The 24,811-nt window shown below is 67.9% G+C and carries 21 protein-coding genes; 16 read left to right on the forward strand and 5 right to left on the reverse strand.

The genetic code is table 11. The features are described 5' to 3' along the window. Positions 1–20: 20 nt before the first annotated feature. From ACYQOP_RS10360 to ACYQOP_RS10395, 8 genes are all read left to right on the forward strand, one after another. A complete protein-coding gene (locus ACYQOP_RS10360; protein WP_461222331.1) occupies positions 21–944 on the forward strand; it encodes a D-alanine--D-alanine ligase in 924 nt (307 codons plus the stop codon). Continuing rightward, positions 911–1,885: a cell division protein FtsQ/DivIB gene (locus ACYQOP_RS10365; protein WP_311276641.1), complete on the forward strand. Its 975-nt coding sequence runs from the start codon at positions 911–913 to the stop codon at positions 1,883–1,885. The genes ACYQOP_RS10360 and ACYQOP_RS10365 overlap by 34 nt, the downstream gene beginning before the upstream one ends. A gap of 72 nt (positions 1,886–1,957) precedes the next feature. Beyond that, positions 1,958–3,280: a cell division protein FtsA gene (gene ftsA, locus ACYQOP_RS10370; RefSeq protein WP_056434532.1), complete on the forward strand. Its 1,323-nt coding sequence runs from the start codon at positions 1,958–1,960 to the stop codon at positions 3,278–3,280. Between the two features lie 124 nt (positions 3,281–3,404). Beyond that, positions 3,405–5,159 (forward strand): cell division protein FtsZ, encoded by a 1,755-nt coding sequence (gene ftsZ / locus ACYQOP_RS10375; RefSeq protein WP_461222332.1) that lies wholly within the window; start codon positions 3,405–3,407, stop codon positions 5,157–5,159. Between the two features lie 316 nt (positions 5,160–5,475). Continuing rightward, positions 5,476–6,423 (forward strand): UDP-3-O-acyl-N-acetylglucosamine deacetylase, encoded by a 948-nt coding sequence (gene lpxC / locus ACYQOP_RS10380; RefSeq protein WP_056434528.1) that lies wholly within the window; start codon positions 5,476–5,478, stop codon positions 6,421–6,423. Positions 6,424–6,644: 221 nt separating this feature from the next. Beyond that, complete coding sequence (locus tag ACYQOP_RS10385) at positions 6,645–7,523, forward strand: outer membrane protein assembly factor BamD (RefSeq protein ID WP_419951375.1); 879 nt, start codon at positions 6,645–6,647, stop codon at positions 7,521–7,523. Positions 7,524–7,687: 164 nt separating this feature from the next. After that, on the forward strand, positions 7,688–9,361 hold the full coding sequence (gene recN / locus ACYQOP_RS10390) for a DNA repair protein RecN (RefSeq protein WP_461222333.1): 1,674 nt from the start codon (positions 7,688–7,690) through the stop codon (positions 9,359–9,361). Positions 9,362–9,459: 98 nt separating this feature from the next. Next, positions 9,460–9,669, forward strand: a complete 210-nt coding sequence (locus ACYQOP_RS10395) for a hypothetical protein (protein WP_056434523.1) — start codon at positions 9,460–9,462, stop codon at positions 9,667–9,669. Between the two features lie 22 nt (positions 9,670–9,691). On the opposite strand, the gene ACYQOP_RS10400 is transcribed toward ACYQOP_RS10395, so the two are convergent. Next, complete coding sequence (locus tag ACYQOP_RS10400) at positions 9,692–9,925, reverse strand: hypothetical protein (protein WP_056434520.1); 234 nt, start codon at positions 9,923–9,925, stop codon at positions 9,692–9,694. Positions 9,926–10,233: 308 nt separating this feature from the next. Between ACYQOP_RS10400 and pstS the strand changes: the two genes are divergently transcribed. The 6 genes from pstS to phoB all read left to right on the forward strand — a co-directional run bounded on the left by pstS (position 10,234) and on the right by phoB (position 15,760). Next, entirely contained in the window at positions 10,234–11,268 is a 1,035-nt protein-coding gene (gene pstS / locus ACYQOP_RS10405; protein ID WP_056434518.1) for a phosphate ABC transporter substrate-binding protein PstS, read from the forward strand. 139 nt (positions 11,269–11,407) lie between these two features. Beyond that, positions 11,408–12,382, forward strand: a complete 975-nt coding sequence (gene pstC / locus ACYQOP_RS10410) for a phosphate ABC transporter permease subunit PstC (RefSeq protein ID WP_461222334.1) — start codon at positions 11,408–11,410, stop codon at positions 12,380–12,382. A gap of 17 nt (positions 12,383–12,399) precedes the next feature. Continuing rightward, positions 12,400–13,293, forward strand: coding sequence for a phosphate ABC transporter permease PstA (pstA, locus tag ACYQOP_RS10415; RefSeq protein WP_056434514.1), 894 nt, complete (start codon positions 12,400–12,402; stop codon positions 13,291–13,293). A 46-nt stretch (positions 13,294–13,339) separates the two neighbouring features. Further along, positions 13,340–14,158, forward strand: a complete 819-nt coding sequence (pstB, locus tag ACYQOP_RS10420; protein ID WP_056434512.1) for a phosphate ABC transporter ATP-binding protein PstB — start codon at positions 13,340–13,342, stop codon at positions 14,156–14,158. 86 nt (positions 14,159–14,244) lie between these two features. Further along, entirely contained in the window at positions 14,245–14,970 is a 726-nt protein-coding gene (gene phoU / locus ACYQOP_RS10425) for a phosphate signaling complex protein PhoU (RefSeq protein WP_056434510.1), read from the forward strand. A gap of 88 nt (positions 14,971–15,058) precedes the next feature. Then, complete coding sequence (phoB, locus tag ACYQOP_RS10430; RefSeq protein WP_056434508.1) at positions 15,059–15,760, forward strand: phosphate regulon transcriptional regulator PhoB; 702 nt, start codon at positions 15,059–15,061, stop codon at positions 15,758–15,760. 472 nt (positions 15,761–16,232) lie between these two features. Here the strand turns inward: phoB and ACYQOP_RS10435 are convergent, their stop codons facing one another. After that, the gene (locus tag ACYQOP_RS10435; RefSeq protein WP_461222335.1) at positions 16,233–16,685 is read right to left on the reverse strand and encodes a winged helix-turn-helix transcriptional regulator; all 453 of its coding nucleotides are present in this window, start codon (positions 16,683–16,685) and stop codon (positions 16,233–16,235) included. A gap of 105 nt (positions 16,686–16,790) precedes the next feature. Here ACYQOP_RS10435 and ACYQOP_RS10440 point away from each other — a divergent pair, with 105 nt between their 5' ends. Then, the gene (locus ACYQOP_RS10440) at positions 16,791–18,008 is read left to right on the forward strand and encodes an MFS transporter (protein ID WP_461222336.1); all 1,218 of its coding nucleotides are present in this window, start codon (positions 16,791–16,793) and stop codon (positions 18,006–18,008) included. Positions 18,009–18,173: 165 nt separating this feature from the next. On the opposite strand, the gene ACYQOP_RS10445 is transcribed toward ACYQOP_RS10440, so the two are convergent. Then, the gene (locus tag ACYQOP_RS10445) at positions 18,174–18,419 is read right to left on the reverse strand and encodes a hypothetical protein (protein WP_311276292.1); all 246 of its coding nucleotides are present in this window, start codon (positions 18,417–18,419) and stop codon (positions 18,174–18,176) included. Positions 18,420–18,624: 205 nt separating this feature from the next. Here ACYQOP_RS10445 and ACYQOP_RS10450 point away from each other — a divergent pair, with 205 nt between their 5' ends. After that, positions 18,625–18,795 carry a hypothetical protein gene (locus ACYQOP_RS10450; RefSeq protein ID WP_461222337.1) on the forward strand — a complete coding sequence of 57 codons (171 nt, stop codon included), beginning with the start codon at positions 18,625–18,627 and terminating at the stop codon, positions 18,793–18,795. Positions 18,796–18,930: 135 nt separating this feature from the next. Here ACYQOP_RS10450 and ACYQOP_RS10455 read toward each other — a convergent pair whose 3' ends face one another. After that, positions 18,931–20,661 (reverse strand): DUF3320 domain-containing protein, encoded by a 1,731-nt coding sequence (locus tag ACYQOP_RS10455; RefSeq protein WP_461222338.1) that lies wholly within the window; start codon positions 20,659–20,661, stop codon positions 18,931–18,933. Between the two features lie 33 nt (positions 20,662–20,694). Further along, a complete protein-coding gene (locus tag ACYQOP_RS10460) occupies positions 20,695–24,693 on the reverse strand; it encodes a DUF4011 domain-containing protein (protein WP_461222339.1) in 3,999 nt (1,332 codons plus the stop codon). Positions 24,694–24,811 lie beyond the last annotated feature (118 nt).

The following is a 24,811-nucleotide window of genomic DNA, read 5'->3' on the forward strand; positions in this document are numbered from 1 at the left end:
GGCATCGGAAGGAATTGGAAATGTCCAAGCACGTCGCCGTCCTGATGGGCGGATGGTCCTCCGAGCGTCAGGTCTCCCTGAACTCGGGCAGCGCCTGCGCGGAAGCCCTCCAAGGGGAGGGGTTCTGCGTCACGCAGGTTGATGTCGGACCGGACATCGCGACGGTGCTCAGCGACCTGCGCCCGGACGTCGCCCTCAACGCCCTGCACGGCCCGGCCGGCGAGGACGGCACGATCCAGGGACTTTTGGAGATCCTGCGCATCCCCTACACCCATTCGGGCGTCCTGGCCTCGGCGCTGGCGATGCATAAGGAACGTGCCAAAACGATCATGAAGGCGGCCGGGGTGAGCGTACCGGAGGGGCTGATCGTTAACCGTCATGATGCCGCGAAGGCACACCCGTTAACTCCTCCCTACGTGATCAAACCCATCGCCGAGGGCTCCTCCATGGGCGTCATCATCGTCCGGGACGGTCGCTCCCATCCGCCCCAGATTCTCGCCTCGGACGAGTGGGTCTATGGGGAGCAAGTCCTTGCAGAGACTTACATTGCGGGCCGCGAGCTCACCTGCGCGGTGATGGGGGACAAGGCCCTCGGTGTCATCGAGATCAAGCCCGCCTCGGGGGAGTGGTACGACTTCGATGCGAAGTACGCCGAGGGGGGGTCGATCCACGTTCTCCCGGCAGAAATTAAACCAAAAATTTACCAGCGTGTCCAAGAGTTGTCGTTAACGGCGCATCAAGCACTTGGATGCCGGGGCATCAGCCGTGCGGACCTTCGATACGACGACACACCGGGTGGAACCGGTGCCCTCGTCGTCCTGGAGGTCAACACGCAGCCCGGGATGACCAAGACGAGCCTTGTGCCGGAGATCGCAGCCTACGCTGGCTTGAGTTTCGGTGAGCTCGTCCGATGGATGGTGGAGGACGCTACTCTGGGTCGTTGAACGCAGCCGGTCAGGCTGGCGTCGACGGAACCCCCGCGCCCGGTCCGGGCTCGCTCGTCGCCGGTCTGGCGGCGCGCTTGCCCCGGCTGGTACGCCCCTTCATGCGGTCGCGCCGTGCGCGGCTCGCCCAGCCGATCGAGCGGCGCATCCCGCGTCATGCGGGCACGCTGACCGTCACGGTGGCCTTCGCCGCCCTGTCGATCACCGGCTTCGTCGCCAGCGGCCGCTACGACCGCTTCGTGCTCGAGAACGGCCGTCCCTCCGACGTCCTCGCCCGCCTCGCCGGTTTCGGCGTCGAGCGCGTCACCATTTCGGGCATCTCCCGGCTCTATGAGCGGGAAGTGCTGCAGGCCGCCGGCATCGACGGTCATTCTTCCGTGGTCTTCCTCGACGTCGCCGAAGCGCGCCAGCGCCTCCTCGACGTGCCGCTGATCGCCAGCGTCTCGGTGCGCAAGGTCTATCCGAACGAGATCGTCATCAACCAGGTCGAGCGCGAGCCCGCCGCCCTGTGGCAGCGCAACGGCGAGATCTCGGTCATCGCCGCCGACGGCACCGTCATCGACGAGATGCGCGACGACCGTTACGCCGCGCTCCCCCTCGTGGTGGGTGAAGAGGCCAACGAGCGCCTCAAGGATTACCTCGCCCTCATCGAGGCGGCGGGCGATCTCGGCGAGCGGGTCAAGGCCGGCACCTACGTCTCCGGCCGGCGCTGGACCCTGAAGCTCGACGGCGTCGACATCCGCCTGCCCGAGACCGGCGCCGCTGAGGCTCTCGCCCGCCTCGCCAAGCTCGAGCGCGACAGCCGCATCCTCGAGAAGGACATCATCGCCGTGGACCTGCGACTGCCCGACCGGGTGGTGGTGCGGCTCACGGAGGAGGCGGCCGCCACCCGCGCCGAATCCCAGAAGAAGAAGCCGAAGGGCAAGGGGACAGAGACATGAGCCGTACGATTCGTCCGGCGCTTCTCGCGTCCCGCCAGCCCGCCCTTCCCGCCTCCTTCGCCCGGTAATCCGATGCACGCGCAACACGGCCTGACGCCGCGTATGAAACCGCTCTCCGCGCGCCGGAGCACCATCCTCTCGGTGCTCGACATCGGCACGAGCAAGGTCGTCTGCCTCATCGCCGAGCTCCAGCCGGCCGAGGCTCTCACGACCCTGCGCGGACGGACCCATTTCGCCCGCATCATCGGCATCGGACATCAGCGCTCGCACGGCCTCAAGGGCGGTGCCATCGTCGATCTCGAAGCCGCCGAAGGGGCGATCCGCCAGGCGGTCCATGCCGCCGAGCGGATGGCGAAGGTCGAGGTCCAGTCGGTCATCGTCAACATGTCCGGCGGCCGCCTCGGCTCGCAGCATTTCGAGGCGCATGTCGGTGTCCGCACCGGCACCGTCATGAGCTCGGATGTCGAGCGCGCCCTGGAGACGGCGAGCGCCCATGGCGTCAGCCACGGCCGGACCGTGCTCCATGCCCTTCCCACCGGCTACGCCATCGACGGCCAGGGCGCGGTCATCGACCCCACCGGGATGATCGGCGAGTCGCTCGGCGTCGACCTCCACGTGGTCACGGCGGAGGCGGCCGCCGCCCGCAACCTGATGCTCGCGGTGGAGCATTGCCATCTCGGCGTCGAGGCGGTGATCGCCACCCCCTACGCCGCCGGCCTCTCCGCCCTCGTCGACGACGAGGCCGAGATGGGCGTCTGCGTCGTCGACATGGGCGGCGGCACCACCAGCTTCGGCGTGTTCGAGGGCGGGCACCTCGTCCATGTGGACGCCCTGGCGGTGGGCGGCCACCACGTCACCATGGACATCGCCCGCGGCCTCTCCACCCGCGTGGTGGCGGCCGAGCGTCTCAAGACCCTCTACGGTTCGGCGATCTCCACCGCCTCCGACGAGCGCGACATGATCGCGGTCCACGGCGTCGGCGAGGACGAGGGCGACGCACCGACCCACGTGCCGCGCTCGCACCTCGTGCGGATCATCAAGCCCCGGGTGGAGGAGATCGTCGAACTCGTTCGCGATCGTCTCCGCAATGCCGGCTTCGCCGCCCAGGCCGGCCGCCGGGTGGTGCTGACGGGGGGCGCGAGCCAGCTCGTCGGACTGCCCGAGGTCGCCCGCCGGGTGATGCAGGGTCAGGTCCGGATCGGCCGGCCGCTGGGCATCCGCGGCCTTCCCGAGGCCGCCAAGGGCCCCGCCTTCTCCGCCGCGGTCGGCCTGCTGGTCTACCCGCAGGTGGCGCATGCGGAACATTTCGAGCCGCGCGGGCACAGCGCCTTCGCGGGCACCGGAACCGACGGCTACATCCCCCGCGTGTACCGCTGGTTGCGCGAGAGTTTCTAGGAACGCCGGGACCGGTTGCCCGACGCCCCAGAAGGGGATCGGCGCCGGACCCGACACAAGCACATCGGCGGTCTCACCGAGAGGCCGTCAAATGAAACGTGAAAGGCACGAGAGGCTCGACACCATGGCCATCAGTCTGCAAGCGCCGGATATCCGCGAACTCAAGCCCCGCATCACCGTCTTCGGTGTCGGCGGAGCCGGCGGCAATGCCGTCAACAACATGATCGAATCGGGCCTCCTCGGCTGCGAGTTCGTCGTCGCCAACACCGACGCCCAGGCGCTCACCTCCTCCAAGGCCGAGCGCGTGATCCAGATGGGTCTCGGCGTGACGCAGGGCCTCGGCGCCGGCTCGCACCCCGAAGTCGGTTCGGCCGCCGCCGACGAGGTCATCGACGAGATCCGTGACCAGCTCTCCGGCGCCCACATGTGCTTCATCACCGCCGGCATGGGCGGCGGCACCGGCACCGGTGCGGCTCCGGTCATCGCCCGCGCCGCCCGCGACATGGGCATCCTCACCGTCGGCGTCGTCACGAAGCCGTTCCAGTTCGAGGGCGTGCGCCGCATGCGCACCGCCGAAGCCGGCATCCAGGAGCTCCAGGCCGCCGTCGACACCCTCATCGTGATCCCGAACCAGAACCTGTTCCGGGTCGCCAACGAGAAGACCACCTTCGCCGACGCCTTCGCCATGGCCGACCAGGTGCTCTATTCGGGCGTCGCCTGCATCACCGACCTGATGGTCAAGGAAGGCCTCATCAACCTCGACTTCGCCGACGTCCGCGCGATCATGCGCGGCATGGGCAAGGCCATGATGGGCACCGGCGAGGCCTCCGGCGAGAAGCGCGCCAACCGCGCCGCCGAAGCCGCCATCGCCAACCCGCTCCTCGACGACGTGTCGATGAAGGGCGCGCGCGGCCTGCTGATCTCGATCACGGGCGGCAACGACCTCACCCTATACGAGCTCGACGAAGCCGCGACGCGGATTCGCGAAGAGGTGGATTCGGACGCCAACATCATCCTCGGCGCCACGTTCGACGAGAGCCTCGACGGCATCATCCGCGTCTCCGTGGTCGCCACCGGCATCGAGCCGGCGCTGATCACCGCGCATTCGCAGAACAACCCCGAGATCGTCCAGACCGAGCAGCGGATCGCTGAAGTGGCCGAGCGCCTGCGTGCGGAAGCGAGGGCCAGGGCGGCACAGCCCGCCCCCACCTTTCGTGCCCCCGGACAAGAGCAGCCGCTGACCGGCAACGCCCCCGCGCCCCAGGCGCAGGTCCAGCCGCAGGCCCCGCGCCCGGTGGCGTCCGAGCCGGTGGCCATGGCCCCCGAATCCGTGCGCATGGAAGCTCCCGCCGCCCCGATCGTTCACGACGAGGTCGTCCTGACTCAGATGCCGTCGCGGACGGCCGTGGCCTACGAGCCCGCTCCGGCCCCGGTCCAGGCTCCGGCCCCGGTGCAGCAGGCCGCCGGCCCGTTCGTGCCGCCGCGTCCGGCCGTGGCGGTGGCCCGCGCCCCGCGCATGCCGCAGATCCAGGATCTGCCGATGCCCGGCCAGGCTCAGCTTCGCGCCAGGAACGCCGTGGAGCCGGCCGAGCCGGCAGGGGATTCCAAGCGGATGACGCTGCTGCGCCGCCTTGCCACCGTCGGCTTCGGCGGACGCCGCGAGGAGGCCGAGACCGCCCCGCTGCCGCAGATGCGCGCTCCTGCCCCGCAGCCGGCGCCCCAGCCGGAATACGCCAAACGGGCACCCGTGGCGGCTCCTCCGGCCTACCGTCCGGCTCAGGGCAACCTCGATCCACAGGGACGTGTGGCCCCCCAGCCCCGTCTGATGGATGACGACCAGCTCGAAATCCCGGCCTTCCTGCGTCGTCAGGCGAACTGAAACGCCACGCTAAGCGTCCGTAGCGGTGTTTATGCAACAAGCCCGGGGTCTCAGGACCCCGGGCTTAACCTCGTTTTAAGTCCTTGTCCGAAAACGGTTATCCAGAACGTCTCCGGAAAGCGTGTCTGTAACAGAGCGTAAGAAAGCGTGATTTGGCTAACGCTTCGGGCCCCGCGTATACGATTTTTGGAACGAAAAAGGCGCGGCGGTTTCGCCGTCAGCGCTCGCAGGGGCTTCAAGCAGCGGACGGATCGCAGAGGCGGCGCAATCCCGTAATCCAGGGAGAGCGAGCCTGATCACGGCCGAGGGCTAGGGAATGCGGACGAACCAACAAACAACTCTCAAGGGCCCGGCCACGCTTCGTGGCATCGGCGTCCATTCCGGCAAGCCGGTGGAGATCACTCTCCATCCCGCTGCGGCCAATCACGGAATCTGCTTCCTCCGTACCGGAATGCCCACCGGTCACGACCGGCTCATCAAGGCCCACCACGCCTGCGTCTCCGCCACCGAGTTGTGCACCGTCATCGGTGACGTGGAGAGCGGCGCGGTCGCCACCATCGAGCATCTGATGTCCGCCCTCTACGGGCTCGGCATCGACAACGTCCTCGTCGAGATCGACGGGCCGGAAATGCCGATCTTGGACGGCAGCGCCCGCCTCTACGTCGAAGCCATCGACGCCATCGGCATCACCACCTGCGGGGCGCCCCGTCGCTGGATCAAGGTGCTCCGCACCGTCCGCATCGAGGTAGGCCGCGCCTTCGCCGAACTCCGCCCCATCGACCGCGGCTTCCGCCTCGACGTGGAGATCGACTTCGAGAACCCGGTGATCGGCCGCAGCCGCAAGGCGATGGACCTGAACCCCGCTTCCTACCGCCGCGAAATCGCCAATGCCCGCACCTTCGGCATGATGAAGGACGTAGAGCGCTACTGGAAAGCCGGCTTCGCGCTCGGCGCCTCCCTCGAGAACACTGTGGCGGTCGGCGACAACGCCGTCGTCAACCCCGAGGGCCTGCGCTACGCCGACGAGTTCGTGCGGCACAAGTATCTCGATGCCGTCGGCGACCTGGCCCTCGCCGGCCTGCCGATCCAGGGCGCCTACCGCTCCTATTGCGGCGGCCACCGGATGAATGTCGGCGTCCTCGACGCGCTCTTCGCTGACCGCGCCAACTACACGATCCTCGAAGCCGCCGGCGCCCGCCGCGAGACCTCCCGCCCGGAATTCGGCGTCGGTCTCGGCCTCGCCGCCTTCGCCAGCGACCTGTAACCTCTCAGCAACACCCTCGCTTCGATTGCGTCAGCCTCTCGGCCGCCGCTTTCACGCCCAAATCGGACGCCACTGGTAAAGCGTCCGTGACAAGAGGCGAGGTCGCGTGTGCCCCATAGAGGCACATGGGCCGTGGCACCGTGCCGTCAGCCGCTCGACCGACATTTGTATGGCTTGACGATGCGGCCCCCTTGCCGGGCGCATCTGTTGGGGGAACCGGAATGCGTCTCAACGATCGTAACCGCGGGGCGACGGCTTTCGTGCTCCTGGCGCTCTGCGGCCTCGGCCTCGGCGGCTGCGACACCCTCGACTCGATCAATCCCTTCGCCGAGAAGTACAAGCCCGAGATCATTCCCGACGTCCCGGCCGACAAGCTCTACAGCGAGGGCTTGGCCAAGATGGAAGACAAGGATTTCGAGGGCGCGTCGAAGAAGTTCGGCGAACTCGACAAGGCCTATGCCTATTCGGACTGGTCGCGCAAAGCGCTGCTGATGACGGCCTACTCGAATTACGAGGGCCAGAAATACGACGACGCGATCAACGCCTCGAAGCGTTACCTGCAGCGCCATCCGGCGAGCAAGGACGCGGCCTACGCCCAGTACCTGATGGCGATGTCGCATTATAAGCAGATCCCCGACGTGACCCGCGACCAGGACCGCTCCGAGAAGGCGCTGGCCGGTCTGCAGGAACTCGTCCAGAAATACCCGACCTCCGAATACGCGGCCGATGCCAAGGCCAAGATCCAGATCACCCGCGACCAGCTCGCCGGCAAGGAGATGGAAGTCGGCCGGTTCTACCTGGAGCGCCGCAACTTCCCCGCCGCGATCAACCGCTTCCGGGACGTGGTGAGCAAGTACCAGACGACCCGCCACGCTGAAGAAGCGCTGGAGCGTCTGGTGGAGGCCTACATGGCGCTCGGCATCACCGCCGAGGCCCAGACCGCCGCCGCCGTGCTCGGCCACAACTTCCCCGACAGCCCCTGGTACAAGGATGCGTTCGCGCTCCTCCAGAACGGTGGCCTGGAGCCGCGCGAGGAGAAGTCCTCCTGGCTCAGCAAGGTCTATCGCGGCGTCATCGGCCGCACCGCCGACGCGCGCTAAGCGCTCTACGCCGAAGCGGATACCGGTTCGGCGACAAACGAGCCCTAGCCGCTCGATCCGGCCCGCGACGACACGCTTTCGTTCGCGGGCCATTTTTCGAGTGAAGCCGCCGCCGCTTCGCCTTAAGACGTGGCCACCGTATCCAACGAGGCCAAACCCGCGGCATGCTGAGTCAGCTCGCGATCCGCGACATCGTTCTCATCGATAAGCTCGCCCTGAATTTCCGCGAAGGCCTCAGCGTCCTGACCGGGGAGACCGGCGCGGGCAAGTCGATCCTGCTCGACGCCTTCGCGCTGGCCCTGGGCGGGCGCGGCGACGGCGGCCTGGTGCGCCATGGTGAAGGACAGGGCGGCGTCACCGCCGTCTTCGATGTGCCCCTCGACCATCCCGCCCGCCGCCTCGCGGCCGAGGCCGATATCGACACCGAGGGCGACCTGATCCTGCGCCGGGTGCAGATGGCGGACGGCCGTACCCGCGCCTTCGTCAACGATCAGGCCGTCGGCGTGCAGGTGCTGCGGGCCATCGGCGCCACGCTCGTGGAGATCCACGGCCAGCACGACGATCGCGCCTTGGCCGATCCCGGCACCCACCGCGCCATCCTCGACGCGTTCGGCGGCCTGCACGCGCCCCTGGCGGCGGTGGGGGAGGCGGCCAAGCGCGTGCGCACCGCCCGCTCCGCCCTGGCCGAGCATCGGGCCAGGGTCGAGGCCGCCCGCAAGGAGGTCGATTTCCTGCGCCATGCGGCGGCGGAGCTCGAAACGCTCGATCCCCAGGCCGGCGAGGAAACCTCGCTGGCCGAGCGCCGCATGGTCATGCAGCAGAGCGAGAAGGTGGCCCGCGAGCTGACCGAGGCGATCGAGGCGGCGGGCGGCCCGAATTCGGCCGTGTCCCACCTCTCCTCGGCGATGCGCAAGCTGGAGCGGCGGGCGAGCCAGATCCCGGCCCTGGTCGAGCCCTGCATCGCCGCCCTGGATGCCGCGCTCGCCGCCCTCGACGAGGCTCATTCCGTTCTCGACACGGCGTTGCGCGAATCGGAATTCGATCCGCGCGAGTTGGAGCAGGTCGAGGAGCGGCTGTTCGCCCTCCGTGCGGCCTCCCGCAAGTATCAGGTGTCGGTGGACGACCTTGCCGCCCTGCGCCAGCGCTACGAGGCGGATGTGGCCGCCATCGATGCCGGCGAGGAGGCTCTCACTGGCCTGGACGCGACCCTCGCCCAGGCCGAGGCCGCCTATGCCAAGGCCGCGACCAAGCTCAGCGAGGGGCGTCGCAAGGCCGCCAAGGCCCTCGACCTCGCGGTGAAGGCCGAATTGCCGCCCCTGAAGCTGGAGCGCGCCCGCTTCATCACCGAGATCGTCACCGATCCCGAATCGCGGGACCCGGCGGGCTACGAGCGCGTGGAGTTCTGGGCCCAGACCAATCCCGGAACGCGGCCCGGCCCGATGATGAAGGTGGCGTCCGGCGGCGAGCTCTCCCGCTTCATGCTGGCCCTCAAGGTGGTGCTGGCCGACAAGGGCTCGGCTCCGACCCTGATCTTCGACGAGATCGATACCGGCGTCGGCGGCGCCGTGGCCGATGCCATCGGCGCCCGCCTCGCCCGTCTCGCCGCCGGGGTGCAGGTCGTGGCCGTGACCCATGCCCCTCAGGTCGCCGCGCGGGCCGAGACGCATTTCCTCATCGCCAAGGACCCGGTGAAGGGCCGCGACCGGGTCGCCACCCGCGTCTCGCCCCTCGAAGCCCCGGCGCGGCGCGAGGAGATCGCCCGGATGCTGGCCGGTGCCACGGTGACCGACGAGGCCCGCGCTGCGGCGGCGCGACTTCTTCAATCCACGGATGCGTGAGGCGCGATCTTAACCTTTGGTTAACCATCTTCGCCGATGATGCGAGCACGACGCAGGGAATCTTAGCGAAACGCGTCGGCACATCGGGAGATCGCGTGATGGATCTGGGTGACGGTGAGACCGATCCCCGGCCTGTGAACGAAGCGGATGGGATGCCGATCCTGTCGAGTCCGACCCGTCACCATCTCGGTGGCACTCTTCGGGCGATCTACGAAGACACGTTCGATACGCAGCCGATCCCCGACGGTCAGATCGACCTTCTCCTGCGCCTCCGGCACAAGGAACGCGATCGCCGCCGCGTGGGCTGATCCCGTTCTCCGGAGGTCGCCGCTACCAGCGGCGAGCTCCCGGCATGCGCTGATACTCGGCGCCGCGGATCAGGGTCATCACCGCGTCGAGCTCCGCCAGCAGGGCGCGCTCGTCCTGGCCCGCCTTCTCCACCTCGCCCGGATCGGTCCCGAATTGCCGGCGTTGCTGGGCAAAAGCCAGGTCGCGTTCGAGGTCCTCCCTGCGCTCGTGCAGGGCGAGGAAATCGGCATCGCCATCACCCCCGGCGGGTGTCATGCTCGATTCGTTCTCCAAGATGCTGACCTTCCAGGACGGCTGGCGAAACGGGCTGCTCCGTCATCGACATCGCCGAATCGTATAACGCACGAGCCCGTCAAACCGTGCCGCGCTCGTTCGAGCCCCGGTCCATACCGTGTTTTCCCCCTGTCCTACAGCGCTTGAGCGGTCGCCGGCCGGCACCTGTCATCGATCTGTCATGGCTCCGTCATAGAGCCAGCATGATCGGGCGGGTAACGGTGCGCTGCAGCAGGATTGCTCTTGCAGCGCGGCACGTATAACGCCCGGCCAGAATACGGAGAGCCACCGTGAAACCCTTCCATTTCGCCCTCGCCATCGGGCTCGCGACCGCACAGTTCGGCGCCGTCGCCCAGGCCGCCGACATCACCGGTGCCGGCGCGACCTTCCCCTTCCCGGTCTATTCGAAATGGGCTGAAGCCTACCGCAAGGATACCGGCACGGGCCTGAACTACCAGTCCATCGGCTCCGGCGGCGGCATCAAGCAGATCCAGGCCAAGACCGTCGATTTCGGCGCCACCGACGCCCCGCTGAAGGGCCCCGCCCTTGAGAAGGACGGCTTCGTCCAGTTCCCCACCGTCATGGGCGGCGTCGTCACCGTGGTGAACATCGCCGGCGTCGAGCCGGGCAAGCTCAAGCTCACCGGCGAGCTCGTCGCCGACATCTATGCGAACAAGATCACCAAGTGGAGCGACCCCAAGATCGCTGCCCTCAACAATGGCCTGAAGCTCCCCGACGCGCCGATCACCCCGGTCTACCGTTCGGATGCCTCCGGCACGACCAGCATCTTCACCACCTATCTCAGCGCGGTTTCCGAGAGCTGGAAGAAGGAATTCGGTGCGGCCACCACGGTCAGCTGGCCCGCCGGCCAGGGTGGCAAGGGCAACGAGGGCGTCACCGCCACCGTCAAGCAGGTCGCGAACTCCATCGGCTACGTGGAATCGGCCTACGCCAAGCAGAACAAGCTCAGCCACACCCTGATCCAGAACAAGGCCGGCAAGTTCCCGGCCCCGGATGACAAGGCGTTCCAGGCCGCTGCCGCCTCCGCCGATTGGAAGGCCGCTCCCGGCTTCGGCATCTCCCTCGTGAACCAGGCCGGCGACGAAGCCTGGCCGATCACCGCGGCCACCTTCATCCTCGTCTACAAAGAGCCGGCCGACGCCGCCAAGTCCGCGGAAGTGCTCAAGTTCTTCGATTGGGCCTACAAGAACGGCGACAAGCTCGCCGTCGATCTCGACTACGTGCCGCTGCCCGACAACGTCGTCGCCCTCGTCCACAGCGAGTGGAAGGAAATCAAGGGCAAGGACGGCAAGCCCGTCTTCTAAGGCACGTCCTCACGGACCGAACCACCCTCTCAGGCCCGGCGAAAGCGTCGGGCCTGCTCCACGAGAAGACATGGCGACACACCTCGCCACCCGTCTCCCCACGCGATACGACCCCTCAAGGTGAAGAAGTAGACGTCGGATGGCCGCCTTGACTGAACAGATTTCGCTGGCCCGCACGGGCTCCCCCGCTCGCAAGAAGCCGGGCGGCCTCGGCGACCAGCTCTTCCGCGCCGCCTCCTACGCGTCGGCGCTGCTGGTCCTCCTCTTCCTCGCGGGCATCCTCGCCTCGATCGCCTATGGCGGCTGGCCGGCCTTCGCGGAATTCGGCCTCGGCTTCATCACCTCCAGCTCCTGGAACATCGGCCAGGAGCAGTATGGCGCTCTCGTCGCCATCGTCGGCACCCTGGTCTCGGCCGTCCTCGCCCTCCTCATCGGCGTGCCGATCTCCATCGGCATCGCGGTCTACCTCACGCAGCTCTGCCCCGGTTGGGCGCGCAAGCCCGTCTCGATGACGATCGAGCTCCTCGCCTCGGTGCCGAGCATCATCTACGGCATGTGGGGCCTGTTCATCTTCGCCCCGCTCTTCGCCCAATACGTGCAGATGCCGGTCTCGAGCGTAGTGGAGGGCATGCCCATCGTCGGCACGCTGTTCTACGCCCGCGTCCCCTCGGGCGTCGGCATCCTCACCGCCGGCATCATCCTGGCGATCATGATCGTGCCCTTCGTCGCCTCGATCACCCGCGACATGCTCGACCAGATCCCCACGGTGCTGCGCGAGAGCGCCTACGGCATCGGCTGCACCACCTGGGAGGTCGTGCGCCACGTGCTGGTGCCGCAGGCCTCGGTCTCGATCATCGGCGCGGTCATGCTCGGCCTCGGCCGCGCGCTCGGCGAGACCATGGCGGTGACCTTCGTCATCGGTAACGCCAACCGCCTCTCCGGATCGATCTTCGATCCCGGCTCCACCATCGCCTCGCGCATCGCCAACGAGTTCAACGAGGCCGACGGCCTGCAGCTCAACTCGCTGATGGCGCTCGGCTGCATCCTCTTCATCATCACCTTCATCGTCCTGATCATCGCACGCCTGCTCGTCCGGCGCGTGAAGGTCGCCTGACCCCGGGAGCCCGAATCATGGACGCCGTCACCACCCTCCCCACAACCGCGGCCCCGGCGCGTGTCAGCCGGGTCCGGTCGAGCCGCCGGGTCGCCGACAAGCTCCTCATCGTCGGCAGCACCGTCGCCACGCTGATCGGTATCGTCGTGCTGGGCTCGATCCTGCTCATGCTCATCGTCGAGGGCATGAAGGGCTTCTCGCCGCTGCTCTTCACCGAGCCGACGCCGGGCCCGGGCTCCGAAGGCGGCGGCATCGCCAACGCCATCCTCGGCAGCCTGGTCCTCACTCTCATCGGCATCGTCATCGCGACGCCGGTGGGTGTCATGGCCGGGACCTATCTGGCCGAGTACGGCCGCAACTCGAAGCTCGCCGACGTGATTCGCTTCCTCAACGACATCCTGCTCTCGGCCCCCTCGATCCTCATCGGCCTGTTCGTCTACACGCTGATGGTGCGGCCTATGGGGACCTATTCGGGCTGGGCCGGCGGCGTGGCTCTCGCCATCATCGCCACCCCGGTGATCGTGCGCACCACCGAGGACATGCTGCGCCTCGTGCCCTCGACCCTGCGCGAGGCCGGCGCGGCCCTCGGTGCCCCGCCCTCCATCGTCATCAAGAGCATCACCTGGCGCGGCGCCAGCGCCGGTATCGTCACCGGCATCATCCTGGCGCTCGCCCGCATCGCCGGCGAGACCGCGCCGCTGCTCTTCACCGCGCTCAACAACAACAGCTGGTTCTCGCCCAACCTCATGGGCGGCATCCCCAACCTTCCGGTGATGATCTACCAGTTCGCGCTCTCGCCCTACTCGAACTGGCAGCAGCTCGCCTGGGCCGGCGCCCTCCTCATCACCGCTACGATCCTCGCCCTGTCGATCGTGGCCCGCTTCGTCATCAAGAGCGAGCGGGCGCGCTGATCCCGCGCCCCCGTCCCACCCCGTTTTCGACAAGGACACGCATCCGATGAACGCCGCTCCCGCGATCACGCAGGCCCAGCTGACCGGTCGCCACCAGGCCGACGACCAGGCCCCCATCCGTATCGCCGTGAAGGACCTGAACTTCTATTACGGCTCGTTCCACGGCCTGAAGTCGGTCAACCTCAACTTCCACGACCGCCAGGTCACCGCCCTGATCGGCCCGTCGGGCTGCGGGAAGTCGACCCTGCTGCGGACCTTCAACCGCATCTACAGCCTCTATCCGGAGCAGCGCGCCGAGGGTGAGATCCTCCTCGACGGGCAGAACGTGCTCGATTCGAAGGTCGATCTGAACGAGCTGCGCTCGCGCATCGGCATGGTGTTCCAGAAGCCGACGCCCTTCCCGATGTCGATCTACGACAACGTCGCCTTCGGCCTGCGTCTCTACGAGAAGCTGCCCAAGGCCGATCTCGACGTGCGCGTCGAAGAGAGCCTGCGCAAGGCCGCCCTCTGGGACGAGGTGAAGGACAAGCTCAAGCAATCCGGCATGGGTCTCTCCGGCGGTCAGCAGCAGCGTCTCTGCATCGCCCGCACCGTCGCCCAGCGTCCCGAGGTGATCCTGTTCGACGAGCCGACCTCGGCCCTCGACCCGATCTCCACGGGCCGCATCGAGGAGCTGATCGAGCAGCTGCGCTCGGAATTCACGATCGTCATCGTGACCCACAACATGCAGCAGGCCGCGCGCATCTCGCAGTTCACGGCGTTCATGTATCTTGGCGAACTGGTCGAATTCGGCCCGACGACACGGATCTTCATGAACCCCGAGAAGCGCCAGACCCAGGACTACATCACCGGCCGCTTCGGCTGAGCCCGCCGGGGCCGCGTTCCGCGGCACCGGTCCCGATCCTATGCGATGCGGGCTGCCAGGGGCGGCCTCGGTCGAGGAGTGCGAGCATGCCCAACCACATCGTCAGTTCCTACGACACGGAACTGGAAAACCTGCGCCGCTCGATTTCCGAGATGGGCGGGATCGCCGAGAAGATGATGACAGATTCCGGCAATGCCCTGGTGCGCCGGGACGTGCCCCTGGCGCAGGCTGTCATCGCCGCCGACAAGCGTCTGGACGCGATCCAGCACGAGGTCGAGGAGCGGGCGATCCTTCTCATCGCCAAGCGCCAGCCGCTGTCCATCGACCTGCGCGAGACGGTATCGGCGATCCGCGTCTCGAACGATCTTGAGCGGATCGGCGACTTGTCCAAGAACGTCGCCAAGCGTGTGGTCGCCATCGCCGATCAGATCCAGCCGCAGAAGATCGTCATCGGCGTCCAGCATATGGGCGATCTGGTGCAGGAGCAGCTGAAGGACGTCCTCGACGCCTATGGCAGCCAGGACGTGAAGGCCGCCCTCGACGTCTGGGAGCGCGACGATTCCATCGACGCCCTCTACAACTCGCTCTTCCGCGAGCTGCTGACCTACATGATGGAAGATCCGCGCAACATCTCGTTCTGCACGCATCTCCTGTTCTGCGCCAAGAACATCGAGCGGATCGGCGATCACACCACCAACATCGCCGAGACGATCCATTATCTCGTCACCGGCACGAACGAGCTCGCCGAGCGGGACCGCCCGAAGAACGACGCGTCGAACTACGCCACCGTGTCGATGCCCGCCAGCGCCTGATCGCTGCCCCTGCCGGCCGCTCCAGCACACGCTCGGCGCGGCCGTCGCGTCCATCCGGGACGGTCGCCATCACCCCGAAAACATCCGCATGAACACGCGCATCCTGATCGTCGAGGACGAGGAGGCCCTCACTCTCCTCCTCCGCTACAACTTGGAAGCGGAGGGCTTCGTCGTCGATTCCGCCGCGCGGGGCGACGAGGCCGATCTGCGCCTTCAGGAGCAGGTTCCCGATCTCGTCCTGCTCGATTGGATGATGCCCGGCCTGTCCGGCATCGAGCTGTGCCGCCGCATCCGCGCCCGGCGGGAGACCGAGCGGCTGCCGGTGATCATGCTGACGGCGCGGGGCGAGGAGGGCGACCGCATCCGCGGCCTCGGCACCGGCGCCGACGATTACATCGTCAAGCCGTTCTCGGTGCCCGAGCTGCTCGCGCGGGTGCGTGCGCTCCTGCGCCGGGCCAAGCCGACCCATGTGTCTGACCTGCTGGTGGCCGGCAATATCGAACTCGACCGGGTCAGCCACCGCATCCGCCGGCAGGGCCGCGAGATCCATCTCGGGCCCACCGAGTTCAAGCTCCTCGAATTCCTGATGCAGAGCCCCGGCCGCGTGTTCTCGCGCGAGCAGCTGCTCGACGGGGTCTGGGGCCACGACGTCTATATCGACGAGCGCACGGTGGACGTCCATGTGGGCCGCCTGCGCAAGGCGATCAACCGTCCGCGCCAGAGCGACCCGATCCGCACCGTGCGCGGCTCCGGCTATTCCTTCGACGAGATGTTCTCCACGGACGAGTGAGGCCACGGCCGGCTTCGCGCCGCTCCGTCCGGAACGAGCGTCCCCATCGTGACGATGGCGGGTCGCCTTGCCCGCGGGCGATCCTCGCGAACCGATGCCATTCCGGCCGCCACGAGATATCGCGTTCGATCTCGGACGTCTGTCCGTTCCGGCATGTGCTCGCCCCCGGAGGGGGCAGGCATTCACCCATCTGGCTGGCAGCATGAGCCCTTCTTCCCTTCCAGGGGAGGGGGAACGATCGCGCCTGTCGAATCCTCCTGGATAGAGGGAGCTGCCATCGGGCAGATGTCTGAATCCGTCAGCCCTGGGGGAGGAGATCCGACGTTTGGTGCCCGCTGCCGGGTCTACTTTCGGCCCAACGTCGACGGACCCTGCGGCCGCCGCCATCCGCTGAGAGCGGACATTGATCATGGGCGGAAAGGACCGCTCCACTATGCGGTTTATCCGCTTTCGATGTCGCTACGTCACCTTGTCAGGTGACGTCGGGCTTCAGCACCCGCGTGTCATACCAACCGAGACGACGGTCATCGGCGGATCGCAAGGTGAGTTGAGCGACCGGAGCCCCGACTTCACGATCGACCAAGCGAGACCGGCGATCGGTCGGCCCATAGAGATGAGCCTCCCCCCATTGTCGAAGCGCGACGATGACGAGGAACAGGCCGCGCCCCTTCTCGGTCAGGACGTATTCCCGGTAGGCGGTCCCGTCCGAGGCGGGCGCCGTCTCCAGAATTCCCCGTTCGGTCAGGTCGCGAAGGCGGGTCGCCAGCATACCTTTGGCGATGCCGAGACCATTCTGGAACTCACTGAAGCGCCGAACACCGTCGAAAGCATCGCGGATGATGAGGAGCGACCACCAGTCGCCAATGACATCGAGCGCGCGCGCAACCGGGCAGCCGGCGTTCCAGAGGCTGACGCGCTTTGCCACGAAGGTACGCTCCCGTTCCAAGCTGGTCTCAATTTAGAACTGGAATGGACCGGCCACAAGTGGTCTCAAGATGAAACCAGATTGGATGTCATCGACAGGACCGCCATGCCGCACGGAAAAGATGAGCGAACCTCTACCGAGCCGGAGGGGGCCTTGCCCAGGACGACGATCCTGATTTTCGCCGTCGCCGCCGGCTTGGGCGTCGCCAACATCTACTACGCCCAGCCCCTGCTCGATGCGATGGCGCAGGAGTTCGGCATCTCGCCTGCCGCGATCGGGCTCGTGGTGACCCTGACCCAGGTCGGCTACGGGCTGGGCTTGATCTTCATCGTGCCGCTCGGCGATCTCATCGACCGCCGTCGCCTCATCCTCGGCCAGGGGCTTCTGTCGGTGCTCGCGCTGGCGGCGGTGGCCACGGCCAAGTCCGGAGCGATTCTGTTCGCCGGCATGGCGGCGGTTGGGCTGCTCGCCGTCGTGGTTCAGGTCCTGGTCGCATTCGCCGCGACGCTCGCGACACCGACCGAACGAGGTCGGGTGGTCGGTACAGTCACGAGCGGCATCGTGATCGGCATCCTGGCGGCGCGCTTCGCGGCCGGGATACTGGCCGATATCGGTGGCTGGCGAGCGGTCTACCTGGTCTCCGCGATCCTGTCGCTCGCCCTCGTCGGCCTGCTCGTGCGCGTCTTGCCACAACATCGGATCCCGGCCGGAACCGGCAGCTACGTCGCTGCACTTCGCTCGGTCCCCATCCTGTTCCTCAGCGAGCCGGTCTTGCTGGTTCGCGGTGTTCTCGCGCTTCTGATCTTTGCGTCGTTCAGCACATTCTGGACCGCGCTGGTGCTGCCGCTCAGTGCGCCGCCCTTCTCCTATTCCCATACCTGGATCGGCCTGTTCGGCCTCGTAGGCCTGGCGGGAGCGATGGCCGCAACGGGGGCCGGGCGGCTCGCGGACCGGGGCCACGGTCAATGGACGACAGGAACAACTCTCGTGCTTCTGCTCGTATCGTGGGCGCCGATTGCGCTGCTGCCGGTATCGATTCCGGCCCTGATCTTTGGCGTCGTCCTGCTCGATCTCGCCGTGCAGGCCGTTCATGTCACGAACCAGAGCCTCATCGTCTCCCTGCGTCCCGAAGCCAGCAGCCGGCTCATCGGCAGCTACATGGTGTTCTATTCAGTGGGCAGCGCCCTCGGCGCCGCTGCTGCGACGTCCATCTATGCCCGGGCTGGCTGGCCCGGCGTCTCGGCGCTCGGAGCGACGTTCAGCACTGCGGCCCTGCTCGTGTGGCTGTTCACCTTGCGCGCGGTGCGGACATGTCGAACGTAACTCGGTGATCCAACCGAAACGGCAGCTCCATCCTCGATCTTCGCGGAGAACGGCCGGTCCGCTCACCACCCATCTCGGACGCTCGGGGCGGGTACCAACCGTCAGAGTTTGACGACGACAGGGCGCGGGTAACGGAGGAGGGCGCTGGCTGCCGTCGATGCCGGTTCAGCGGTCGAAGCGGCGCATCGAACGGCTGTCCCGTTCGGCGTTGCGCCGGGTTCTGTCCTCCGCTCGGGCCCGGTCGCGCTGGACCGTCTCCATACGCCGGAGCGTCTCCGTCTGCTCGCGGTGCGCCCGCGCCAGGTCGCTCACCGCGTTCATCGCGCGCACCCGGTTCGCATCCTGTGCTCGTGCGTCGAAGGACCATGCCGCGAGAAGTAGGGCGACGAGGGCTGTGGTGGGGCGGCGCATCGGGCTGAGACCTTCGGGCAGGGGAGGGGCGGATCGAGCTTGCGGCTCAGCATGCACCATAGTGCGTTAAATGCAGGGCTTCGCAGGATATCGTGCATTCCATGCGCGGACTGCATGAGTGGTATTTGGCGTTTGGTATACCAGCTCGGCGGGCGGGCTGTCATACATGCTGCAACGCAAACGCAACGCCCCGAGGAACACCGATATGACCGCTCTCATTCTCACCGCCGTCGCTGTCGCCGCTGCCGCCAACATCTCCCTGGTGGCCTTCGTCGCCGATCGCCTGACCCCCACCTCGAACACCTCCACCATCACGGCGGGCGAGCTCGTTCTCGTCAACGACAACGCTCCCGAAGCCCTGAAGCTCGCGGCCTGATCGACGTCTCGCGGCTTCAACGGCACCGCCATCGGCCCCGCCTTACCAGGCGGGGCTTTTTCATGTCGCGTACCGCCGGAACCCCTGTCCCATGGCGGTCGAAACGGGGGTCGCGTGGCGGTCGATCCGCCCGTCTCATCCGACGGATTTCGGGGCCGATGCTTCGCTCTCCCGCGCCAGCGAGGCGGCCTCGGCGAACCGGGCGCGGACCGCCTCGCTCATCCGGCCGAGGCCCAGCTGCGCGGCCATCCGCCCCTCGACGCCGGGTGCCGGATCGAGGTCGCGGGCGAGGCCGGCGAGTTCCTGGAGCGGGATGTCGGCGGGCGCTCGCCCATCCCCTTGAGCCGGCCGGAACCTCACCGGCCCGGCGGGCGCCACCCCCGGCCAGAGAACGATGCGGTCGCCCTCGCTCGTATGGGGGCAGCGGGGATCGACGGCCGCTAAAGCGCGCTGGCGCAGGCGGGCCGTGATCCGGGCAAAGCCATGGGCGCGCAGCAGGCGTTCGGCGAGAATGTCAGCGAAAACAGGACCTTCGCGCAGGACCACCTCGCACGCCATCGCCGCCAGCGTGGCCTCGTAAGCCACATCGTGGAAGCGCGCGGCATCGGGTGAGAAGCCCGACAGGTCGGCGGGTTCATAGAGGCCGGGGGGCTCCACCTGCGGGATATCGGGAGTGGCCGGCTCGATCACGACCGGCTCCGGCTTCGCCCTGTCGGCGTCGAGATCGGCCCGCAACGCCGTGTCGAGCCGGTCGAGGGCGCCTTGCGGATCGTTCCACCAATCGGTGCTCCAGACCCGGTGGATGCGCCATCCGAGATCGGTGAGCACCCATTCGCGCAGACGATCCCTGTCCCGCGCCGTCGCCGCCCGGTGATAGGTCGCGCCGTCGCATTCGACGCCCGCGAGGTAGCGCCCCGGAGCGTCGGGATGGACGATGCCGAGGTCGATCCGAAAGGCGGAAACCCCGACCTGAGGTACGATTGTCCAGCCCCGTGCAGCCAAAGCCGCCATCACCGCGCCCTCGAACGGCGATTCGATGTCTCCCCCCGTGGGAGCAGCCGCCGTTTCGAGAGCGCCGGCACCGTGCTCGGCGAAGGCGAGGAAGTGCTTGAAATCACGCACGCCACGGGCGCTGCCACGGCCGAGATCCACCTGGTCGGCCCGCATCGAAGCGAAGACAACGAGCTCCCGCCGGGCCCGGGTGATCGCCACGTTGAGGCGTCGGTGACCGCCCTCGCGGTTGAGCGAACTGATCTGTCCGGTGATCCGGCCCGTGGCATCCGGCCCTGCCGCCACCGAGAACAGGATCACGTCGCGCTCGTCGCCCTGCACGGTCTCGAGGTTCTTCACGAAGACCGGCTCTTTCCAGATCCGCCCGTCGAAGAACTGCTCCAGCTCCGGCCTACCCCGCCTCTCGGCATCGAGCAGGTTCTCGATCAGGCGCTGCTGCTCGCCATTGAAGGTGACGATGCCGAGCGAGCCCTCCTCCGCCGCGAAGGCGGGGTCCGAAAGGCGGGCGACCACCTCTGCCACCAGGGCGCGCGCTTCGGGCCGGTTCACCCGCGCCCCGCCGCGCTCGTAGAGCCCATCGGCCACGAGCTGGAGCCGCACCGCCCGGTCCTCGGTGACGGGGGAGGGGAAGGTGACGAGCCCGCCGCGATAATAGTGGCGGTTGGAGAAGGCGATGAGGCTCTCGTGCCGGCTTCTGTAGTGCCAGGCGAGGCGCCTTTGCGGCAGGTGCGCCGCCAGACACTCGTCGAGGATGCTCTCCTGATCGGCGACGTCGAGACCGTCCGAGATCTCGTCGACCCCGCGATCGCCCACATTGGTGGGCGGCAATTGTTCGGGATCACCGACGATGACCACCTGCCGGCCCCGCGCGATGGCACCGATGGCATCTCACGGCGCGATCTGCGAGGCTTCGTCGAAGATGACAATGTCAAACGGCTTCGCCTCGGCCGGCCAATATTGGGCGATGGAGAGTGGGCTCATCATCAAGCAAGGCGTCAGGCGGGTCAGCGCGTTCGGCATCCGCGCTAAGAGCTGGCGCAGGGGTATGTGCCGGGCGCGCTTGGTGATTTCCCGCGCCAGCGTGCCCCATTCGGGATCGGTGCCGAAGGCGCCGGCGAGCGGTACGCCGCCACCGATGCGGGCACGCACCGCCGCCCCGGCGAGGCCGGAGAGCCGGGAATCTGCCTCGCCGAAGCCCCGGATCGCCTCTTCGTGGCGCTGGCCCATGAAGTCGCGCAGGCGGATGTCTTCGGTCGCCGCGTGGTCGATCCACCAGCGCGCATAGGCGCCCTCGAAGGCCGGGAGGATGGCGTCGTCCCTCAGCGTTCCCGCCTCGATCTCGGCGACGAGCGGCCCGAGCCCCGCCTTCGTCGCCGCGCTCGCTGCCACCTGCCAACCTGCCCAGGCCTGCGCTTTGGGCAGCGCCCTCCGCCAGCCTTCCGCAACGGCGAGGGTGCCGGCCACCCAATCGCCCTCCGTCTCCACCGGGCGGTCGGGCTTGGCCCTGCCGGCCAGACGCCCGAGCGTCTCGATCGCCTTCACGGCGGCGCTTCTCCGCGTCGTGAAATCCTCCTTTGCCAAGGCCAGGCTGCCGCCAGGTTCGAGCCTGCGATCCTCTGTGTCGAGGAACGCGGCGAGCCTCGCGCGGACGATGTCCGGGCCTCCGACGAGCGGCGCCATGGAGGTGATGACCGGTGCGAGCCGCGTCGCCCAGGCCATCGGAGCGGTGAACAGGTCCGCGGGGGCCGCCGGATCCGACCAGGGATGTCCGAGCTTCGCGGTGGCGCTCTCCAGAACTTCCGTCAGAGCGGGTCTTGTCGCCTGCAGGGCCTTGATCTCGGCGAGGGTGACGAGGTCTGGCCCGATATCCTCCGGTGCGTTCCCTTGCGCGAAGGGGGCGAGGAGGTCGCGGACCCGGCCGAGGCGCCACCCCCGCAGGAAGAAGTTCGAGGCTTTCGCTTCGCGCCAGTCGGCCAGCAGGCGGTCGAGGTCGTTGCCGAACACCGAGGGGGCGTAAGGGACGAAGAGCCGGGCATTCAGCCGGGCGAGCTCGTCCTGTCGGGTGCGACGCGCCTCGACGGCTTGGCGCAAGGCCGCGCCTCCGGGGCCGAGGAAGCGCAGGCCCATCCGCGCCTCCGGCCGGAACAGGGCGGTGGCGAGGGAGGAGAGCGCGCGCAGGCCGTCATAGGTCCGGCCGAGGGGCGTCAGGCCCATCGCCTCGGCGAGACGTTGGCCGGATGTCGCGAAGTCCGGCAGGGTGCGGTCGAGTTCGGGAACAGCCTGCTCCATCTCGACCCGCCACAGGGGCGACCAAGCGATGGCGCCGATGCCCCGGAGGGGATGGTTCGCGATGTCCCCGACGATGGGGCGAAGGGCGGCAAGCTCACCGCACTGGACGCGCAGGTTATCCCGGTGGCCGGGCTCAGAGGTCGCGTCCTTCGGCCAGACGAGGTTGAGACCCTCCCGGCCGGCCTGCCGGTCGGCGATGACCCGCGCCATGGCCGTATGGGCGCTGAGGCCGTTCGCCCGTGTGGTGTGCAAGCTCTCCACCACGCCGTTCAGGCCCTCTCGGCGGCGCTGGAGATCGGTGGCCGCTTCCTCCCAGGGGACGCTCTCGCCGCCCCTCGCGGTCCAGGCCTCGCGTAGTTGCGCGATGACATGCGTCTTCTGGGCCTTGGCCGCATGGACTTCGAGGCAGCAGGCGCCCAGCCCCACCGCGTCGAGGCGCCGGCGCACCACCTCCAGGGCGGCGCTCTTCTGCGAGACGAACAGCACCGTGCGCCCGAGCGCCAGGCACTGCGCGATCATGTTGGCGATGGTCTGGCTCTTGCCGGTGCCAGGGGGGCCGAACAGCACGAAATCCTTGCCCGAGGCCGCCGCGAGGATTGCCGAGAGCTGAGAGGAATCGGCGAGCAGCGGCGTAAAGATGCCGGAAGGCGGATGCTCCGCGTCGAGACGTTCCGGCACGGGAAAGCCCATGCCGTCGCCGTAAGACTGTTTCGGCGTATCGAGGAGGTGGCGCACCACCGGGCTGCGCTTCAGGAGGTCCGTCCGCTCGCTCAGATCCTTCCACATCAGAAATTTGGTGAAAGAGAAGACCGAGAGCACCACCTCGGTCGTGACCTCGAACCCCTTCAGGTCGCGGATATGGGTGCGCACGATGCGCCAGACGGCCTCGACATCGATGCCGGATTCATCGCCCGGCAAGCCCTCGGCGAAATCTGGCATGTCGAGGTCGAAATCCTGGCGCAGCATCTCCAGTAGCGTCGGGTTGAGGCGCGCCTCCTCGTCGTGCCGGACGAGACGGAAGCCGGCGCGGACGCTCGCGCGGGTCAGGGCCGCCGGTACCAGCAGCAGCGGTGCCCGGGCAGGCGGCATGCCGTTGCCACGGGTCCAGGTGAGGAAGCCGAAAGCGAGGAAGAGCACGTTGGCCCCGCCCTCTTCGAAACTGCCGCGGGCGAGCCGGAACAGGTCGGTGAGGCGCGCCTCCACTTCCTCCGATCCGACATCGACGGTGATCTCGCCGCGTTCCTGCCCCCACCCGTCGATTGGCGCCTCGGGGGCGGGCCGAGCGACGAGCCGGAAGGCACGGCCCGTCGTGAGGGCATCCTCGAAAGCGCCCGGCTCGGGACAATCGAGGGTCAGCGAGCCCTTGCCTGGTTTGAAGTTGAGGAGCTTGTTGCGCAGGGTCAGATCGAGGAGCCGCAGCTTCCAGGCTTCCAGCCGGTCGCGGGGCTCGCGACGGGGTAGATCGAGGCGGGGAGCGGGGATATCCTCGACGAAGGACGGGGGCGCGCCGAGCGCCTGGACGAGCGCAGCCGCCATCTCCGGAGCCGGCGCCTGTGCGCCGGGCTCGCCTGTGTCGAGGGGAGAGATGCCGGATAGACGGGATCGCCGCAGATCGAGGACCATCTCCATGGGGGACTCGGCATCCGCATCGATCAAGCGCGCGCCGGCCGCCACCGCATCCGCGAAACTCCCTGGCGGATCGGCGGTGAGTACGGTGGTCTCGATCAGGATCAGTTCCTGCAGGTCGCGGCGCTTCCGCAGGGCCTGGGCGTCGTCGCCGACCCTTTCCGGCAGGGTCTCGTCCACGAGCCACAGCCCGAGGAACGCGTGATCGCGGGTGAGAACCAGGAGCGGATGGAGCCCGGCCTGTTCACAGCAGGCCGCCCAGAGCAGGGTGAGGTCGAGGCACGTGGCGAGCCGCCGCTCGACGATGGCTCCGGGCTCGCGGACCTTCTGTCCCGACCGTTCGAAACTCGCGGGCGGCAGGATGTAGGTGATCCGCAGGGCCGCCATCGCCGCGTGGATCGCCTCCGCCATCTCCCAGGCCCTGGCCCTCCTTCCGCTGCGATAGCCGTCGAAGGCGGTGCTCCGCCTTGCCCGCTCCAGGATCGCCGCAGCGGAGCGCAGGATGCCGTCCACGGCCGGGTCGTTGGGCCTGACGAAGGCCGCGAGCAATTCGGGCGCCGCATCCGCGCCTCCCCAATGCGAGGGCGGCAGGAGCCGCAGGTCGAACTCCTCTCGGGCTAACTCGCTCTCCTCGCCCGAGCTCATCAGTGTCAGCGTCACCGTACAGGGCCGGCTTTCCAGTAGTCCGGCCAGGATCGCTTCATCGATCCGCAGACCCGGTGCATCGATGCGCTGCACGCCCCCTGCGGTTATCCGCTGGATCGGCAGGGTGGTAGGTCGGAACAGAAGCGGCGTCGCGCTGATATGGAGGGTGACATCGGCGAGATCGGTATCACCGCCATTGGTCAGAGTGATGTCCCGGATGAGCGGAACCCCATTCTGCCAAGAGGCGACGCTGGCATGATCGACCACCGTGCAGGCGAGAGCACAACGCGTGCGGACCCTGTCGGAGGCCTCGAGCGTATCGGTCATCGCGCCCGGTTCTCCGTCACCGCCAGCGTTCTACAAGCGCGCCGCGCGTGCTCGCAAGCGCCGCCTGCCCGTCGCTCGCGTGTCTGCAGGCTCGTCCAGGCATTGTACTTGGAATCAT

Source organism: Methylobacterium sp. CM6247 (genome assembly GCF_054817925.1).

What these genes read in the sequence shown, in the direction of transcription:
- ACYQOP_RS10460 (WP_461222339.1), bottom strand. Translation starts at nt 24,693, where the DNA reads ATGACCGATACGCTCGAGGCCTCCGACAGGGTCCGCACGCGTTGTGCT.
- ACYQOP_RS10365 (WP_311276641.1), top strand. Translation starts at nt 911, where the DNA reads ATGGATGGTGGAGGACGCTACTCTGGGTCGTTGAACGCAGCCGGTCAG.
- ftsZ (WP_461222332.1), top strand. Translation starts at nt 3,405, where the DNA reads ATGGCCATCAGTCTGCAAGCGCCGGATATCCGCGAACTCAAGCCCCGC.
- pstB (WP_056434512.1), top strand. Translation starts at nt 13,340, where the DNA reads ATGAACGCCGCTCCCGCGATCACGCAGGCCCAGCTGACCGGTCGCCAC.
- ACYQOP_RS10450 (WP_461222337.1), top strand. Translation starts at nt 18,625, where the DNA reads ATGACCGCTCTCATTCTCACCGCCGTCGCTGTCGCCGCTGCCGCCAAC.
- pstC (WP_461222334.1), top strand. Translation starts at nt 11,408, where the DNA reads ATGGCCGCCTTGACTGAACAGATTTCGCTGGCCCGCACGGGCTCCCCC.
- lpxC (WP_056434528.1), top strand. Translation starts at nt 5,476, where the DNA reads ATGCGGACGAACCAACAAACAACTCTCAAGGGCCCGGCCACGCTTCGT.
- ACYQOP_RS10360 (WP_461222331.1), top strand. Translation starts at nt 21, where the DNA reads ATGTCCAAGCACGTCGCCGTCCTGATGGGCGGATGGTCCTCCGAGCGT.
- phoU (WP_056434510.1), top strand. Translation starts at nt 14,245, where the DNA reads ATGCCCAACCACATCGTCAGTTCCTACGACACGGAACTGGAAAACCTG.
- ftsA (WP_056434532.1), top strand. Translation starts at nt 1,958, where the DNA reads ATGCACGCGCAACACGGCCTGACGCCGCGTATGAAACCGCTCTCCGCG.
- phoB (WP_056434508.1), top strand. Translation starts at nt 15,059, where the DNA reads ATGAACACGCGCATCCTGATCGTCGAGGACGAGGAGGCCCTCACTCTC.
- ACYQOP_RS10445 (WP_311276292.1), bottom strand. Translation starts at nt 18,419, where the DNA reads ATGCGCCGCCCCACCACAGCCCTCGTCGCCCTACTTCTCGCGGCATGG.
- recN (WP_461222333.1), top strand. Translation starts at nt 7,688, where the DNA reads ATGCTGAGTCAGCTCGCGATCCGCGACATCGTTCTCATCGATAAGCTC.
- ACYQOP_RS10400 (WP_056434520.1), bottom strand. Translation starts at nt 9,925, where the DNA reads ATGACACCCGCCGGGGGTGATGGCGATGCCGATTTCCTCGCCCTGCAC.
- ACYQOP_RS10395 (WP_056434523.1), top strand. Translation starts at nt 9,460, where the DNA reads ATGGATCTGGGTGACGGTGAGACCGATCCCCGGCCTGTGAACGAAGCG.
- ACYQOP_RS10385 (WP_419951375.1), top strand. Translation starts at nt 6,645, where the DNA reads ATGCGTCTCAACGATCGTAACCGCGGGGCGACGGCTTTCGTGCTCCTG.
- ACYQOP_RS10440 (WP_461222336.1), top strand. Translation starts at nt 16,791, where the DNA reads ATGCCGCACGGAAAAGATGAGCGAACCTCTACCGAGCCGGAGGGGGCC.
- pstA (WP_056434514.1), top strand. Translation starts at nt 12,400, where the DNA reads ATGGACGCCGTCACCACCCTCCCCACAACCGCGGCCCCGGCGCGTGTC.